The 17,065-nt window shown below is 40.0% G+C and carries 18 protein-coding genes and 1 pseudogene; all 19 read right to left on the bottom strand.

Features of this window, described 5'->3' with window-relative positions:
• The coding region (locus DWZ33_RS13045) for a hypothetical protein (protein WP_147352894.1) at positions 1-186 on the bottom strand (186 nt) is incomplete at its 3' end.
• Between the two features lie 422 nt (positions 187-608).
• Positions 609-890, bottom strand: a complete 282-nt coding sequence (locus DWZ33_RS13050; RefSeq protein WP_022939276.1) for an RNA-binding S4 domain-containing protein — start codon at positions 888-890, stop codon at positions 609-611.
• A 27-nt stretch (positions 891-917) separates the two neighbouring features.
• Complete coding sequence (locus DWZ33_RS13055; protein ID WP_022939277.1) at positions 918-1,406, bottom strand: AbrB/MazE/SpoVT family DNA-binding domain-containing protein; 489 nt, start codon at positions 1,404-1,406, stop codon at positions 918-920.
• Positions 1,407-1,474: 68 nt separating this feature from the next.
• Positions 1,475-4,915 carry a transcription-repair coupling factor gene (gene mfd, locus DWZ33_RS13060; RefSeq protein ID WP_118455118.1) on the bottom strand — a complete coding sequence of 1,147 codons (3,441 nt, stop codon included), beginning with the start codon at positions 4,913-4,915 and terminating at the stop codon, positions 1,475-1,477.
• Between the two features lie 2 nt (positions 4,916-4,917).
• Entirely contained in the window at positions 4,918-5,484 is a 567-nt protein-coding gene (gene pth / locus DWZ33_RS13065; protein ID WP_022939279.1) for an aminoacyl-tRNA hydrolase, read from the bottom strand.
• A 46-nt stretch (positions 5,485-5,530) separates the two neighbouring features.
• Complete coding sequence (locus DWZ33_RS13070; RefSeq protein ID WP_118455119.1) at positions 5,531-6,367, bottom strand: putative manganese transporter; 837 nt, start codon at positions 6,365-6,367, stop codon at positions 5,531-5,533.
• Between the two features lie 27 nt (positions 6,368-6,394).
• Positions 6,395-7,426, bottom strand: a complete 1,032-nt coding sequence (locus DWZ33_RS13075; RefSeq protein ID WP_118455120.1) for a YdcF family protein — start codon at positions 7,424-7,426, stop codon at positions 6,395-6,397.
• Between the two features lie 10 nt (positions 7,427-7,436).
• A complete protein-coding gene (locus DWZ33_RS13080) occupies positions 7,437-8,246 on the bottom strand; it encodes a hypothetical protein (RefSeq protein WP_118455121.1) in 810 nt (269 codons plus the stop codon).
• 31 nt (positions 8,247-8,277) lie between these two features.
• Positions 8,278-8,703, bottom strand: coding sequence for a MarR family winged helix-turn-helix transcriptional regulator (locus DWZ33_RS13085; protein ID WP_029472061.1), 426 nt, complete (start codon positions 8,701-8,703; stop codon positions 8,278-8,280).
• Between the two features lie 10 nt (positions 8,704-8,713).
• Positions 8,714-9,049: a helix-turn-helix domain-containing protein gene (locus DWZ33_RS13090; RefSeq protein ID WP_022939284.1), complete on the bottom strand. Its 336-nt coding sequence runs from the start codon at positions 9,047-9,049 to the stop codon at positions 8,714-8,716.
• 144 nt (positions 9,050-9,193) lie between these two features.
• Positions 9,194-10,066, bottom strand: coding sequence for a ChbG/HpnK family deacetylase (locus DWZ33_RS13095; RefSeq protein ID WP_118455122.1), 873 nt, complete (start codon positions 10,064-10,066; stop codon positions 9,194-9,196).
• Between the two features lie 60 nt (positions 10,067-10,126).
• On the bottom strand, positions 10,127-10,618 hold the full coding sequence (locus DWZ33_RS13100) for a PTS sugar transporter subunit IIB (protein WP_118455123.1): 492 nt from the start codon (positions 10,616-10,618) through the stop codon (positions 10,127-10,129).
• A gap of 9 nt (positions 10,619-10,627) precedes the next feature.
• Positions 10,628-11,425: pseudogene (locus tag DWZ33_RS18315) on the bottom strand (PTS system mannose/fructose/sorbose family transporter subunit IID).
• Positions 11,415-12,185: a PTS sugar transporter subunit IIC gene (locus DWZ33_RS13115; protein WP_022939289.1), complete on the bottom strand. Its 771-nt coding sequence runs from the start codon at positions 12,183-12,185 to the stop codon at positions 11,415-11,417. Before DWZ33_RS13115 ends, DWZ33_RS18315 begins: the two are co-directional and overlap by 11 nt.
• Before the next feature lie 101 nt (positions 12,186-12,286).
• A complete protein-coding gene (locus DWZ33_RS13120; protein WP_022939290.1) occupies positions 12,287-13,516 on the bottom strand; it encodes a neutral/alkaline non-lysosomal ceramidase N-terminal domain-containing protein in 1,230 nt (409 codons plus the stop codon).
• 67 nt (positions 13,517-13,583) lie between these two features.
• Entirely contained in the window at positions 13,584-14,237 is a 654-nt protein-coding gene (locus DWZ33_RS13125) for an HAD family hydrolase (RefSeq protein ID WP_118455127.1), read from the bottom strand.
• On the bottom strand, positions 14,227-14,640 hold the full coding sequence (locus DWZ33_RS13130) for a PTS sugar transporter subunit IIA (protein ID WP_118455128.1): 414 nt from the start codon (positions 14,638-14,640) through the stop codon (positions 14,227-14,229). Before DWZ33_RS13130 ends, DWZ33_RS13125 begins: the two co-directional genes overlap by 11 nt.
• The gene (locus DWZ33_RS13135; protein ID WP_118455130.1) at positions 14,637-15,626 is read right to left on the bottom strand and encodes an MBL fold metallo-hydrolase; all 990 of its coding nucleotides are present in this window, start codon (positions 15,624-15,626) and stop codon (positions 14,637-14,639) included. The genes DWZ33_RS13130 and DWZ33_RS13135 overlap by 4 nt, the downstream gene beginning before the upstream one ends.
• 12 nt (positions 15,627-15,638) lie before the next feature.
• Positions 15,639-17,018, bottom strand: coding sequence for an MATE family efflux transporter (locus tag DWZ33_RS13140; RefSeq protein WP_022939294.1), 1,380 nt, complete (start codon positions 17,016-17,018; stop codon positions 15,639-15,641).
• Positions 17,019-17,065: the final 47 nt, after the last annotated feature.

The following is a 17,065-nucleotide window of genomic DNA, read 5'->3' on the forward strand; positions in this document are numbered from 1 at the left end:
TCTTGCTTTTAACTGTTTCTCTAAAGAGACAGCTTCTTTGACACCATAAAAACAAGTTATATAGAGTTTCTTATAAGCCATATGAAGCATAGAATTATACAGAATCAAATCCTTCTTAATACAATTCGCATCTTCTTCTGATAACTCTTTATAATAGAAGCGATTTGAATACGATAGACACTTCATGGATGTTCCCCCCTTGAACAAAAAAGCATCCACTGAGATTCGATTGATACAAAGGAAACTAGGTGATGCTTATATGAAATTTAATGATTAAATAGATTGTTTTTTGTTACTCATAGTATACCATATTCACACGATAATTTCATCTATTTTTATTATTTTTTAGATACCTCTTCATAATGAGATATCAGTGATTTGATGCTTGAAAATGAAATTTCCTATAATACAAAAAAATCAATCTTTCGATTGATTCTTTAGTTAATAATATAACGCTAGATGTTTATAATTAAGGGGAAGAGAAAAATGGTTTTTCTGTGAATCTATTGTTATATCTAACAAATTAATAATCAGCTATTAACTTTGTCAACATCATTATACAACATAATTTCATAAATGTAACCATGAAAATCAAAAATTTATAAGATTTATTCATTTTGCGTCGAAAAATCATGATTTTCGGTTTTTTCTTCAATAATTTCAAACATTAAAGCCGCATCAGACTTAGAAACCTGCTTAGAAAGCATCAAAACTCTGACTGTCAGTTCACGGTATCCGAAGACAATCGTTATGATATCTCCAACCTTGACCTCACTGCTCGGTTTTGCTATCCTGCCATTGATCAGTACACGTTCATTATCTGCCAGTTCTTTTGAAACGGTTCGCCGCTTCAGAATTCTGGCTACTTTTAGGTACTTATCTAAACGCATGCCATCACCTCGCAACTATTTTAACATTTAAACCTCATATTTGCGAGATAAAAGTTGCGCAAACGCCGCGACACAGCGATTCTCCTTCACATCTACAGGCTCATTGCTCAATAAAACAAAACTGCCCTGCCAGTAGCTTTCAACCACAACGGGAAAGAAACAGCCATCATAAAGTGACGCGTCATTCTCAAAAATCTTTTCCTTGGTAAAGGGAGTATCCCGGTAAACAACCGCATGTGAGAACAATGATTTCGCACAGGGCTGCTGGGTTCCCGTTACCTCATCCTTAATAAACAGCACTTTCTTGTTTAATACACTCTGCAATGTTTCACACATATCCTGAATTTCACGCATATGTTTATCAAGCAGCTCATATTTCTGCAGAATAATTTTATCATTTTCAATATAAAACTCGATGGAATCGCCTTCTTTTAATCGATATTGTTTTCTGATCTCCTTGGGTATAACTAAACGTCCAAGATCATCTAAACGGCGAATGATACCTGTTGCCTTCATTCATTCACACTCCTTGCACGTTTAGTATTGGCAAAGAATGAGCTTTTATAACCGATTAATGCAAATTTTTACTCTCTGACAACAGTTCCGCTCATTTCCAGAACCTCAATGACCTGTTTCAGCCAGTTCTTGTTTTTAGGAAAGCGGATTTTAATCTTATTTTGTGTATAACGCAGTACAATATCACGGGATAAAGCTGTGATTTGTTCAAATAGCTTCACACCGTCAGCATGCTTCGACCACTGCTCTGTAAAGGTAAGCTCGGCATCCTTGGCATTTTCTTTGAAATTTTCTACATTTGCCTCATTAATCAGTATATCGAGACGTTTCTTTTCAAACAGCAGCTGCACAGATTTAGGCAGTGAACCATAGTTATCCTCAATCATATCCATCATTGCCAGCAGTTCTTCCTTAGTCTCAACTTTATCGATTTGCTGATAAAGCGTAATCTTTTCATAATCCTGATCGGTAAAGGTACTTGGGATATAGGCGTCGACATTGACATTGGCACGTTTGATTTCCTTTGGCACCGCTTTTTTTATTCCCTTTTGTTCATTAATCGCGTCATGCAACATTTCAATATACATATCAATACCGATCGTATCAATAAAGCCAGCCTGCTGCGGGCCAAGCATATCTCCGGCGCCGCGGATCGTTAAGTCACGCATGGCAATCTTATAACCAGAGCCAAGCTGCGTAAACTCTTTAATTGATTTTAAACGCTTCGTCGCGATTTCCGAAAGCTGCTTCTGCGGTGAATAAAGCAGATATGCATATGCTAAGCGGTCTGAACGGCCGACTCTGCCCTTAATCTGATAGAGCTGACTTAACCCAAACTTATCCGCGTCCTCGATAATAATGGTATTGGCATTAGGAATATCGATACCGGTTTCAATGATCGTGGTACAGACTAATACCTGATATTCATTGTTGGTAAAACGCATCATGACATCTTCGATTTCTTCTCTGTCCATCTGGCCATGAGCGATTCCGATTTCCATATCCAATTCATTACGCAGCTTCGTTGCCGTCGCATAAATATTCTTAACATTGTTATATAAATAGAACACCTGTCCGTCACGGGCAATCTCGCGCTGAATGATTTCTTTAATCAAATTAAAATTCTTCTCAACAACATAGGTCTGCACCGGCATACGGTTCATCGGCGGCGTATCTAGCTGAGAGAGTGAGCGCACACCGATTAATGACATCTGCAAAGTACGCGGAATCGGTGTCGCACTAAGTGACAGAACATCGATACCGGTTCTTAATTCCTTGATTTTCTCTTTGTGCTGAACACCAAAACGCTGCTCCTCATCGATAATCAAAAAGCCAAGATCCTTAAAAACGACATCCTTGGACAATAAGCGATGGGTGCCAATCAATATATCAACATTGCCGTCCTTCAGATCCTGAAGTATTTTCTTCTGCTCCTGCGGCGGTACAAAACGATTTAATACTTCGATACGCACCGGATAGTTTCTAAAACGTTTCTTGAAGGTCTTAAAATGCTGCTGCGAAAGAATGGTGGTTGGACACAGATAAGCTACCTGCTTATTATCAACCACAGCCTTGAAAGCCGCACGGATTGCGACCTCTGTCTTACCAAAGCCAACATCACCGCAAAGCAGTCTGTCCATTGGCTTCGCTGATTCCATATCTTGTTTAATTTCATCCACCGCTTTTTTCTGATCCGGTGTTAAATCATAATCAAAATCATCCTCAAACTGAAGCTGGTAAGGTGTATCTTTAGAAAAAGCAAAGCCGATATCTTCACTGCGCAATGAATAAAGAGCAACCAACCGCTGCGCAAGCTCGGCGACATTTTGACTGATGCGCTTCTTGGTCTTCTCCCATTCGCTAGAACCTAACTTATTCAGCTTCGGTGAAGCACCCTCCTTAGAAACAAATTTTCGAATCAGACGGAATTGCTCCAAAGGAATGAATAAAACATCATTATCTTTATAAATTACCTGCAGGAAGTCTTTGTGATGACCCTCAATCTCCTTGGTAACAATCCCGTTATACATACCCACACCATGTTGGTTATGTACGACATAATCACCTTTTTCAAGCTGAAGATAATCATCGAGAACTTCACCTTGTTTAAATTTATTCGTATAACGGCCAAGCTTTTTCTGTTCATGAAAGATTTCTTTAGATGAATAAACAACGATCTTTTCTTCGGTTAGTTCAAACCCTTCTGCCAGCTTTTTGACACAGAGTGAAATACCCTCTGGAATTTTATCATTTTCATCAATCATTTGATATCGGATCTCATGATCATTAAAATACTTTTTCACAATACCGATTTCTGAATGATCTAAACAGAACAGCACGCTTTTTTTCTTGCTTTCCTTTACAGCCATGTCCAAGCATTTATCTAAAGAAAGCTCAGGGCGCGGCAGCTGCAGAAAACCGCTGACGATCGGCTGTTCCATGTTCACAAACAAATTAACATGAATACAGTCACGGCCGGCAGTCAGCTTATCGACTGAATTAAACTGTGTATAGACAGGCAGCCCCTGGCCTGTGGCATTCAGCTCCTGAATGTAATCAATAGTTTCTTCATTGACTTTTTTCTCAACTTCATGAATTTCCTCATCAGTGGAAAGAATGATACATGCGTCTTGGGCATAATCCAGCAATGAACTATGCTGATCCAGTAAAGCATAATAACGGTATAGGTGATTTTCTCTTTGATGGTTGCTTAAAGCATCAAAATCATTTTCAATAAAAATATCAAACTGACGCTGTATGGCTGCTTCTGCCTGACGCTGTGCTTTCTTTTTCAGCACATTGCCCTTTTCAATGATCGTGCTGATATCTTCATCGGTAAACAGCAAATCCGTAGCCGGTATGATTTTCACATGGTCACGTTTTTCAATCGTTCGCTGAGTTGCCGGATCAAAGCAGCGGATACTCTCGATAACAGTATCAAAGAACTCAATACGGATCGGATAATCCTCATTCATTGAATAAACATCGACAATACCGCCCCTTGATGCAAAGCATAACGGCTGGTCAACTCTTGACACATGCTCATAACCTGCCATAAACAGCTTCATTTTTAATGTATCCATGCTGATTTCATCATCAACCTTCAGCTCCATGCTGACGGCCTTGAATAATTCCGGTGAGGGCATAAAACGCATCAGCGCGCCGGTATGAGCCACAACAATTTTAGCCTTGCCTTCAAGCATGGCATTCATGGTTTCCAGCTGTACCGCTTTACTCTCCGGAGAGGCGGCAATGGCCTCAACTCTCAGCGATTCCTCCACGATAAAAGGCAGCACCTCAACATCAACGAGGGGGGTCAGCCGCTCGATCAGCTTCTGTGCTGTATAAACATTATTCTTCACTATCAGTAATGACTGCCGGCTTTGTCTGTATAATGCCGCATAAAGCAGTGCTTCTTCAGTTAATGATAAATTCCCTAATGAGCTTTCTTTGCGCAGCAGACTCTCGACCGCTGGATTCTTCACCAGTTCATTTAATAAACAATTCATAACTAAGCGTCCTTCTGATTGTATTTATTCATCACATCAGCAAAAGGACGGTCGATGAATTCAATAGCCGCACTGGCCGCTTTATCTCTGGCCGCTTCAAACAAAGCCCGGTCGGCCTTTGGAAATTTACCGAGTACATAATCAGCCGTCAGCATCAGCGGATCTTTGCCGATACCAATGCGTATCCGTTTAAAATCCTGCGTACCTAAATGAGCGATGATGTTCTTCAAACCATTCTGGCCGCCGCTTGAGCCCTTTTCTCTTAAACGAATCTTACCCACCGGCAGATCTAAATCATCGACAAGCACCAAAATATCGCTTACCGGTATATTATAAAAACGCGCGCATTCGCCTACCGCTTCTCCGGAAAGATTCATATAAGTCTGCGGTTTCATCAGGATCACTGTTTCACCCTTGACCTTGACATTACCGATCAGCGCTTTAAATTTTTTTGTATTTACATCTGTGTTCAACCTTGAAGCAACCTCATCAAGTGTCATGAAACCCGTGTTATGACGCGTTTTTTCATAATCTCTGCCTGGATTGCCAAGTCCTACGATCAATTTCATCTAATCACCTCGCGTATCAATCATTATAGCGTACTAAAATTTAAAATTAAAGCATTATTTGCAGAAGCAGACCCGCTGCTGATGAGAATAAAAACATATACAACAAAAGCAGACTATTCTCGCGTTTATTCTTGTTTTGCTTCCATAAAACAGCCATGCCGATGCCCGCTCCCGTACATAAGCCAGCCACCATTGAACCAAAAGACAAGCCGCCCAGCACATAAAGCTGTACCAGCAGAATAGAAGCCGCGCAATTAGGAATAAAGCCAATCAGTGCCGCCGCAAACGGCTGAAGCATTGGATGTACATTCAACAGTGATGACAGGGCATCTTCACCGATACCAAACAGCACAAAGCCTATTACCAAATTAATACCTAAAATAAACATTGTAGTTTTCAAAGTACGGTTCAGGGCGTTAATAAAACTATTTGAACCGCAGCTGCAGCCCGGATCAGAGAGTTCGATTTCAAAATCATCCTCTTCATTCAGTGTTTTTTTATAAAGTACAAAATCAAGCAGATAACCCGACAGAATGGCGATTACCAGCTTTAATATTAACAGCAGTCCCAGACTTTTATATTCTGAAGGATAAGCCAGCAGCATCGGCAGCGCTTCGTCACTGGTAGCCATAAAGCAGGCAACCAAGGTACCGGCACTGATTCCCTGCTGCGCAAAGAGCGAGGCGGCAATAACTGAGAAACCACACTGCGGCACTAAACCAAGCAAGGCTCCGAATAAGGGACCCAGATTTTTAATAAATAGATAATTTAAACGGTAAGCTGAACTGCGTTTATCGATAAAATCAATCAGTAAATAAGATAAATATAAGAGCGGAAGCAGTTTAACTGTATCCACTAATGCGTCAATTATTACATCAATCATGCAATCCCTCCTTAAAGGCACGTTAGATTATAGCACAGATCGGATGGTAAAGAACACTGAAACGAACAGAACAAATAAGATAATATAGAGATTTATCGCTTTATTCATATTCAGATAAGCGATAAATTCACGCAGAAAGGCCATCGGCAGATAATAAGAAACCGTTGGCGCGCCAATTCCTTCAGCTCTTTTCAAGCCGGCTTTACGAGCATAGATGCCTGCACGAAACAGATGATAATTATGCGTCGCTATCACACAGCGATATTTTGGCTTAACCGCATCCATCATTTCCTTAGAGTAAATAAGATTCTCATAGGTCGTCCGTGAATGATCCTCCACTAAAATTTTCTCATCCGGTATCCCTCTTGCCAGCAGCTCCATTTTCATTACCACCGCTTCCGCAAGCTTTTCATCAGCACCCTGACCGCCCGATACGATAAAAATTGGCGTGCTGTCATTATAATGCTGCTGCTTTTTATAAAAATTATACCCGGCATCAATACGCTGCATCAATAAAGGTGAGGGTTTATCATAAAGCAAACCACAGCCAAGAATGATAATAAAATCCTGATCCAGCTTAGGCTTATTCAAATTAAAAAGCATTGAGCTGACCAGAAAGCTGACAAATAAAAACGTAAAATAACCCACTAAACCAACGATTCCGTAATAAATCGGCATTGGCAGATAGAGGGCATGATTAGAGGCATAAATAGGCAGATAAAAAATAAAAAGGAAGATTGTGAACATACCTAAGCCTACGGCAAAAGACAGCAGATTGCACAACCGTTTTCCTTCAAATTTAATTAATAAAAAGCCGTTAAAAATCATCGCCGCACCCACTGAAAAAAACAGCAGCGGCAGTACCGTCATGATTGCCCATAACAGGAAAAAGCCCATAGCTGAAACAAGCAAATGCGGACTATTTTGCATAGACTGCAGCAGATAAATCATAAAACAGAGCATACTGCCGCATAACAGCTTGCCATTTAAAACTGTTCGTTTATCGATGAAATACGAGATAAAAAAGGCCGCAAGCAGAATTTCAGCGAGTAATCTCATAAATGTCTCCTTATTTCTTTAAAACAAAATAGCGTATAAACTCAAAAGTCTGAAGACCCCCGCAAATAAAGATATCAACCGTCATATTCGCATAAAGCTTATTAATGATCAGCTTCTCTACCTCCATCGCGGCTAGCTCTGCCTCACTGTTTGTGAAAACCGAGGGCACCTCTTTGCGGATGATTATTTTCGCATTATTAAACAGCATCGAAAAGATTTCCAGCTTTGTCATCTTACTCATAATCGTTTTTAAATAAGCATTTACTGAATCCGTATCAAAGATGATATCAACATCATAATCCTCATTGAGATAGCCAAAGAAGGTCTTGCGGTATTCCTCAACCCAACGTTCCTCTTCATATTCAAAACGCGGTTTAAATTTCTTGGCCTTCAATAAATCATTTAAAGTTTGTCCATAAAACCAAATCTCAAAATTATCTTTGGTCGCAAACCCATACTGACTCACATAATCTTTATATTTATCCCCATCATTCAGCGGGAAAATCCTTACTTTATCAGTTTTAAAATGCTGCTGCTGAATATATTCATACCCCTTTAATATTTTGCTTTCAGCCTGCAGACCGCGTGTATGAATGACCAGATAAAGCAAGACGCTGATGACCGCTATCGGCAGAAAGACAAACATCTCGAATTTAAGATTCATCGTAACGATCAGCGCCAGATAGGCAATGGTCGGCAGAAAGCATGATATAAAGATCTGAATACCGTTCTCACGCAGGCCTTCCAGATAGAGTACATCAATAAAATTCAGCCCAATCGGCACTTTGACTGATTTATCATAGGAATCATATTTTATCATCTTATTCCCCCTGCTATTCTAATAGAACAGTTTACTCACTTAGCGCATTCTTAATCATACTTTCCAATACACTTTGAAAAGCCTTGATCTCTTCCTTACTCAATCCCTGATACAATGAAGCCTGAAACTGCTGTCTCGCCTTTTTCAGTTTGGCAAGCACGGGTGCCGAGCTCTCACTCAGCGTTAACCGCAAAATTCTTCTGTCCTTGGGATCTTCCTTAATAGACAGAAAACCGCGGCTGCATAGAGAATCTACAGAATGGCAGACTAATGATTTTGAAATACCGCGGTATTTGCATATATCCTTAGCTGTATTAAATGAAGGATTATTGGAAAGGTATAATAATACATCAATTTCATTTGGCGCTAATGAATATTCAGCAACGCTTTTCATGCATGCCTGCCGGTCTTTTTTAATAATTTTGGCAAAGGTTACACATGGATTCAATTCAGCCATCACGATCACCTCACTTGTAGAAGCCTTTACGTTCTTTATCAAGTATAAATTCAATCACAAAACGAATATCTCTTTGCGCGCGGCGGCTTAAACCGCTAGGCAGATAAATTACATCATTCTCAGATGTACAGCTTTTTAAGTCAGAAACACCTAACAGATAGTCCATAGTTACATTAAATACTTCCATAATTTTTATTTTAGTCTGGTCACTGGGATGAATCAAACCCCGTTCATAAGAGGATATCGTATTTACTGAAACATTAAGCAGCGGCGCTAATTCCTTTTGGGAATAGTTTGCTTCTTCCCTTAATTCCTTTAATCGAATACCAAAACTGCTACGTTCCATTGTTTCACCTCAGCGATTAATCTGTCAGCACTATTTTAACACAGTTATGATACTTTGATAAGTGGGTGCTGAATGCTGAAAACTGATAACTTCGCATGATGAAGAAAAAAAGATTCACAATTGAATCTTTCTTTAATTTAACAATCATTCTCCCATATACAAGCGGCTGTGAATACTGTGCAGATAGTTCTGATAATCCTGACTGCCATACAGGGCATCTTTAATATTCACCAATTCAACTTTATTCTCGATGATCCATTGTTTCAGCTTCGGATCACACATTGCCTTGATGTCAATCACCCGAGCTAAATTAAAATGTTTCGATGAATCAAAGTATATATAATCATCAAGATAGCCTGGATGCCAAGCTGTTATGACGATATCCTCTTTTAACAGCTGATCCTCATCATTCAGATAATAACCGACAGGATCATACTTTTCTCTTTCTTCAGCATAATCAGAATAGAGAATCTTATAACATGAGTCATGCTGGCACGGCATAAATATATTCAAATGCTTCCATTGATCCGCCGGTACTGCTTCTTTTCTGGTTTTGCGGTCAACTTTGCGCATGAAATCATAAGCAATGCCATATTCATCGCATACTTGCGCCCGGGCTTTTTCAAATAATAAATCATGATTTATGGTCGTACAGATTGGGGCATGACCTAACAGACGGATACAGCGTTCAATCTGCGCCCGGCATTCAATCAATGCTTCCTCATAAACAACATCATTTTTAAGTGCCTGGTCAACTCTGAATTTAAACTGTCCCGCTTCATTCAGCAAGGATGGAATCAGCTTTGGATCAGCTACTGGCCGTCCCCAGAAATGGCCGCCATGCCAGCCTACTGAAACCCATGGATAGGCTTTGATTTGTTCAATGGCATCCTCCGTTCCAGGACAGTCAAGCATTAGATCCACATAGGTTACAACACCTTCTCTAACCGCCTTAATCATGCCGTCATTATATGCTTTTGTATAACCAAAATCATCAGCTCTCATAACTAGTTTCATTTAATTATCTCCTTTTTATTAAAAATGAGAGATAGCCAAAACGGTTATCTCCCATGATCCTTATTTCAAAGCTGCATTCAGCATAGGCATAAAATCAGTAGCGGCTTCTGAAGGTACAAGCTGATATTCCAGCTTAACACCTAGTTCATCCAGCTTATGAAATGCCTCTGCGTCTTCAGGTAAAACAGCTACTGATTTACATACAGCTATTTTATCTGAGGCTTTACTCATATTGCCTACTGTAATATTTTCGACGTCGAAACCTTTTTCATGCAGTTCCCAAAGCACTCTTGGGTTCTTGCAGACAATTGTGATCCGATCAGTGTCATGTTTATTATTTTTCAGATTAGTGGCAGCTTTATCAACAGTTAATACTGAAAGACGGATACCATTTGGGCAGGAAATCTTTAACACTGCCTTTAATACATCATCGGATGCCGATTTATCATCAATAACAATGATGCGGGTGCATCGCCATGCGCCAGCCCACATTGTGGCAACCTGGCCATGAATTAAACGTTCGTCAATACGTACAGCAACTATAGTTTGCATAATGTCCTCCTAAATGATATGGAAGAAGGTAAGTAAAACGGCAACGATAATTATCGTCCATACCATTTTTACAGTCGTCATTTTCTTCATACCTAATCCTAAGTATACCAGAACCGTAGCGCATATTGGCAATAAGAATGGGAAAATTGAATCGAGGATTGCCTGAATCGACTGAGCAGCATCACCATTGACATATTCAAAGATAACCTGCAGCTTAACGGTAGAAGGAATCATACAGCCTACCACAGTTAAACCTAATACGGTTGCCGCATTTGTCAGCGCTTTAATTTAATCCTGTTTGGTTGTGATGAAGGCTGTTCCTTCACGATAGCCAAGCCAGAAGAAATAATACTTTATGCAGTAAAAAGCAACAATGTTCACTAAGAATGCCAATACTAAGCCAAAAGCTGAACCATCTAATGCCATATAACCAACTAATGAACTTAAAATTACCTTCGTACTGATTTTGAATAATGAATCACCTAAGCCGGCAAAGGGTCCCATAAGACCTGTACGGATACCGATTGCAATATCCGTAGCGGCATCGGATTCCGTTTCTTCAATAGCTAAGCAAGCACCCATGATGATTTGTGACATAGTATTTTCTGTGTTATAAAATGCCAAATATTTTTGAAGCTTATCTGCTATCACATCATCATTGCCCTCATAAATCTTTTCGATAGCTGGTCCGATTGCCTGTGTAAAACCGGTTGCCTGCATCGCTTCATAAGAGAAGGACTGCCACTGATACATCCAGCTGCGCAGCTGTACCTTTTGAACATCCTTTTTAGTAAGCTTACTCATCATCGTCACCTCCTAATGCTTTTTCTAAAACCGCAAATTTATTCTGCTGGTTAAATGCTAATAACGCTAATGCTAAACCAACTAATGCTGTACCCAGGGCATTAACACCCAAGTAAGCGAAACAGAAGAAGCCAATCAGTAAGTATTGGAAATTGCCCTTTACCTGTAACTGACGAAGCAGGATGGCAAAACCTAAACATGGCAGAATATTACCGGCATTTTTAAAGCCCTGAAGCAGCCATACCGGAATGGCTTCAGTAATACCAGCAACTAAGGCACTGCCGGCTACCAAAACGATAATTGTTGGAATTGTAACTTTTAATAAAGTCAGCGGTGCTAAGCCAATATGAATCCAGTTGTATCCTTTTTTAAAGTCATGAGCTTCAAAACAAGCTTGTGCTCTATGTAGGAAGAATGATCCTGCTGTTTTACCAAAAACATCAAGTGTTGTGGAAAGTGTAGCTACTACAATACCGACTGCCATACCTGTTTCTACACCAGATATTGCGCCAAAGGCTGTACCAATAACGGTTCCCATATTGTAATCAGGTACCGTTGATCCGCCTAATGGATTTAAACCGATATTCATCAGCTCATAAGTACCGCCGATAAATAAACCAACCTCCATGTTTCCCATGATCGTGCCGACAACAACGCCATGTAATACACATCCACCGGCTGTAAAGCCTCCAAATAATTTAGAGTATACGTCATAGCCTGTGAACCATAACAGAATAAGAATGATCTGCATAGCTGTAAACATAAGTAATTTACCCCCTTTATAGCTATTGATATATGATATTCATTGGTTTAAAAATTAACTGCGCGCACGGTTAATTCATATACAATGTTATATCCTTAATTCTACAAATTCGCTTCAATAACATTCATATATCCCAGGACATCTTCCTTGCGGTATTTGCTGCCGATTGCCCTTGCGGAGTCCTGATATAATCTGGGCTGTAAGATATATGAATAATAACCGTTTGTATATCCGAAGATCAGGCAGCACTTGGCTGGACTTTGACGCTTGATGCTGATGCCAAGCTCGCTGCCTAACTCACCGGGAGAAGAGACAATTTCTAAATCCTTGCATTTAACTATCGTTGAATATAACGTCAGATCGACATCCTGCATCTGCAGCTTACGGTCAATCTGAGCAATGTTATCTAATGCCAGCTTGCGGGCCTGAGCATCTTGAGCTGCTGCAAGCTGTAAACTGTATTTCTCACGATAAGCATTTAAGTATTCACGTTCATCATTAATTTTATATTGGACATGATACGTTACAGTAGAACATGATTCAAAGTGAAGGTCAAGCTTTTGATTAACCTCAATCTTCAGAATCTGCTGAGCGCAGCCTTGCGCACAGCGTTCTAATTCGTCATAATCTGTTCCCTGCCGATAAGCACGGTTACTGCAGTCACCGGCAGCTCCTACAATCATCGCGGGATAAACACCGATGCCAGCCGCCAGTTTATTCCTGACAGCACCGGCTAAATCAGCAGTCAGCAAATCATTTTCCGGATCAAGAACCGTTGAATGCGTTGCCCAGTTACATAAGGCAGCTACTGTTTTTTGTTCAGCATTTCTAAATTCTACCAGAATCACCTCATTATCGGCTTCCTCACCATAATAGATGCGGCTGCCATAATAACCTAAACATTGACCGCTGCCATAATAAGCCTCACTCTCCTGCAGCTCTTTAACACATTGCAAATAGCCTGCCTCCACCTTTTCGACAAAGGAATCATAATACTGCTGATCAAAGATACCTGTAGACCAATGCTTATGATAAGACATAACAGAATGATGATCATGTGTAGCACTGAAGAAAATCAAATCAGGATTCAATTGATACTTCTGTGCCAGCATGGCCTTGATCTCATTACAGGAAGCTTCTTCAAATTCAATATAATCAGCATTAAATATATAAAGCTGCTGATTATCTACTTCAATTAAACTGCATATTGCATAAATATCATCATGTACACCCTTGGCAGGCTGACGGCGGCTTTCATAGCGATTACCATAGCCAATTAAATAAAACTCTTTTTCAGGTGTCAGACATATTCTTACACTGCTTGCTTTCATATTACCATCTCCATGTTCATTCTATCGAATGGAAGCGCTTAACTCAATTCAGAAAATTTCCCTCTACTCATGGTAAATTTATAAAATCGATAAATTCAACAACCTTGCCGATATCCTCCAAGATTATATCTGCGCCTCGCTGATCAATAGCTCCTAATTCGTCTTTTAAGGCTGCTACATATGCGCCTGCTTTTTTACCTGCCGCAATTCCTAACTGAGAATCTTCAATAATTAATGTTTCCTCAGGTCGGACATTAAAGACTGCCATCGCATATTGATAAACATACGGATCAGGCTTAAGCCTACCTAAATCAGTTGCGCTGGCAATTAAATCAAATGCCGAAGCAATGGACAGTGAATCAAGAGCCATCTGCAGTCTTGCCGCGGATGAGTTAGAAGCCACTGCCAGCTTGAGATACCGATTTTTTAAAACCGTCAGCAATTCATCTAAATTTTTCGTTTTTAATGCTTTTAAATCAGGCCGGGTTGTCTTAAAAGCAAGAATTTCATCCTGATGAGCAATAAATGCGGCATCCTGATAAAATAACTTCTGCATTTTTTTCAAAACCTCACTGCCAATGGTACCTGCCATAGAAAAGATTTGTTCCTTGGTATAGGCTACCTGAAAATGATCCAGCATGAGCATCAGCTGTTTTAGCTTATACGTTTCTGTTTGTGCGATTACACCGTCAAAATCAAAGAGCACCGCTTTAATCATCATCGTCTAAAGTCAGCGTTGACAAGTAGCCCTTTGCCTCAATGATATTCTGCTGGCCGCCCTGTACGATTGAAGGCAGATCCACCTCTTCAAAGGTTCTTTTAGACAGATATTCCAACAGCATCGCGAAATTGATACCGGCGATACAGTCAATTTGATCGCTGAGCAGCGGCAAAGTCTGATTAAATGGTGTACCGCCAAATAAATCGGCAAAGACAATAGCTCCCTCGCCTGTATTCACTTCATCAATCACCTGCTGAATTTGATCTCCAAAAGCTTCCGGTGAATCATCCGCTTTTAAACAGCAAGCCTTAACCTGCGGCAGCTCGCTGCCTAGAAACAGCTTTGCGGAATCAAGCATCCCTGCCGCCAGCAAACCATGACTGACAATTACCAATCCCTTCATTCACTTGCCTCCTTTAAGATATGCTGCATCGTATAAGTAAGCTGACTGCCCTGATAAATCTTCTTCCCATATTGTATAAAACGTTCACCATTTCTTTCTACTTCACGTTTATAATCATAACTTTGCGGATCTGCTAATATTGCCTCTGCCGCTTCAAGCCAGTTAGTAAGCACCGTATTTGTTTGATCCACAGCGCCATGACCGGGGAATACTCCTTCAATCTCATCAATTCTCGCTACAATTTTCCTTAACGCTTTCACATATTCATTCACAGAACAGAAATGAGTATTTGGTTCTTCAGCAATCTGCTGACCAAAGTGGGATGTATCACCTGAGAATAAAATATGATTATGCTTATCAAGATAACCGCATTGGCCCGGTGTATGGCCAGGAATCAGCATTGCCTCAACTTCATAGCCATCACCTAAATCAAAGATATAATTATCCGGTATAGGAATAATTTCATAGTCTTTATAAGAAACTAAATCGTTGCGGTCAAATTCTGTCCAGATATATTTGCCGTCTTTATCAAACAAATAATCCCAGATATGTGGATTCTGTGTTCGTTTCATCCTGAACACTTCATTTTCATGACAATATATTTTATCAAATTGAGCATTACCATAAGCATGATCATAATGTGAATGAGTATTAACAACAATCAATTCTTTATCATGAATAATTTCACGAATCAGACCCTTTAAATCACCGCAGCCAAAACCAGTATCAACAAGCAGCGCTTTTTTAGGCCCCTCAATAAGATACATCCACGGATCACCCATACCATCAAGACTTTCCGTAAAAATACCGTATACATTATCTCTGAATTTATATACTTCCGCATAGGGATTACATGCAAACGTCATTTTAGTCTTTGACTGTTCACGAAGAATTTTCATAAACGGCCACTTAAGCGGACTTTCACTTTCTCTGAATACAATACGTTTTGATTTTAATTGTGACTCTATTTCTCGATACCCTTTCATATCATTAACCTCCTATTTATCACTAAGCAATTTACGCGTTTTCCATTTGCCGCTCATAAAGTAAGCAAAGCACAGCAGTCCTGGTAAGGTGCGGGCAAATGCGGTACCCCACCAATAACCATAAGCACCTTGATTAAATACATTAACAAACAGCAGACTGAAGCCGATACGGCAGACAACACCATCCAGAATACCAATTAAGAAGCCAAGCGAAACGAAACCGCAGCCTGTAACCATTGCCTGGAATGTCCCTGTGATTGCCGACATAAAGAAATGCATAATCATAATCTTCATGTAAATTACACCTTCATCAATAACCGCCTGATCCGGTGTAAAGATGGCAAACAGTGCCTTTGGAGCAAATAACGCAATACCCGCGCAAACACTTGCCAGTACCAGACAGCATGCCAGAGTAACCCATGTGATCTTGCTGGCCCGATCAATCTTTTTGGCACCAAGATTCTGCCCGATCGCGGCGCCTGACGCTGTATTAACGCCTGAAACAAACACCTCAAGGAATTTATTGATCTTATTGCCTACCGCATTGGTTGCGGAAATTACCAATCCATATGAATTAACATTAGAATTAACCCAAAGCATAGAGAAGCGAACAAAGCTTGATCTTACCATTTGCGGAATACCCAAAATTAATATCAGCTTTAATGGCTCCCATTTCATTTTGAAATAAGAAAGCTTCAATTCAAAATCAAATTGCTCTTTATGCTTGTAAAGATAATAAAATGCAGCTGCAAATGAACCAAATTGTGAAAGGATTGTAGCGATTGCCGTACCCGCAGCCTCCATTCTAAAGACCGCAACCAATAAAATATCCATCACGATATTTACCGTGGCAGCAATCATAATAAAATACAATGGCCGCTTTGATTCACCCATACCTCTCAACACTCCGCAGACAGCATTATAACCAAAAATAAAAGGAACTCCCAAAGCGGTTATAATCATATATGAAGCTGCCTGTTCCCATGCTTCAGATGGACAATTCAGTAAGCGCAGAATATCCGTATGGAAAAAAACACCAAATACCGCACAAACAATAGCCACCAGCATCATCAATGTCAGCAATGTGCCAATTGTTTCCTTTACCCTTTTTTCATCCTTAGCGCCAACTAGCTGAGCAATATAAATCTGCCCCGCCATTGCGAACGCGTTGGCAATCGGCATCAGCATATCGGCCAATTCTCCGCCGGTGGATACCCCTACTGTACCTTCACTGCCCATATACTTACCAATAATCATCAAGTCAACCATTGAATAAAATTGCTGAATCAAATTAGTTAAGATAATAGGAATGGCAAAGATAAGAAGCGTTTTTAAAATTTTCCCTTCAGTAAGATTAATGCCTACTTTATCTTTTTTTAAAACTGCCTCCATTCAATCACTCTCCTCATTTTAAGCTGTACTACCAGCTTGTCAGTCAT

The sequence above is a fragment of the Dielma fastidiosa genome, assembly GCF_003475485.1.
Lineage (GTDB): Bacteria > Bacillota_I > Bacilli_A > Erysipelotrichales > Erysipelotrichaceae > Dielma > Dielma fastidiosa.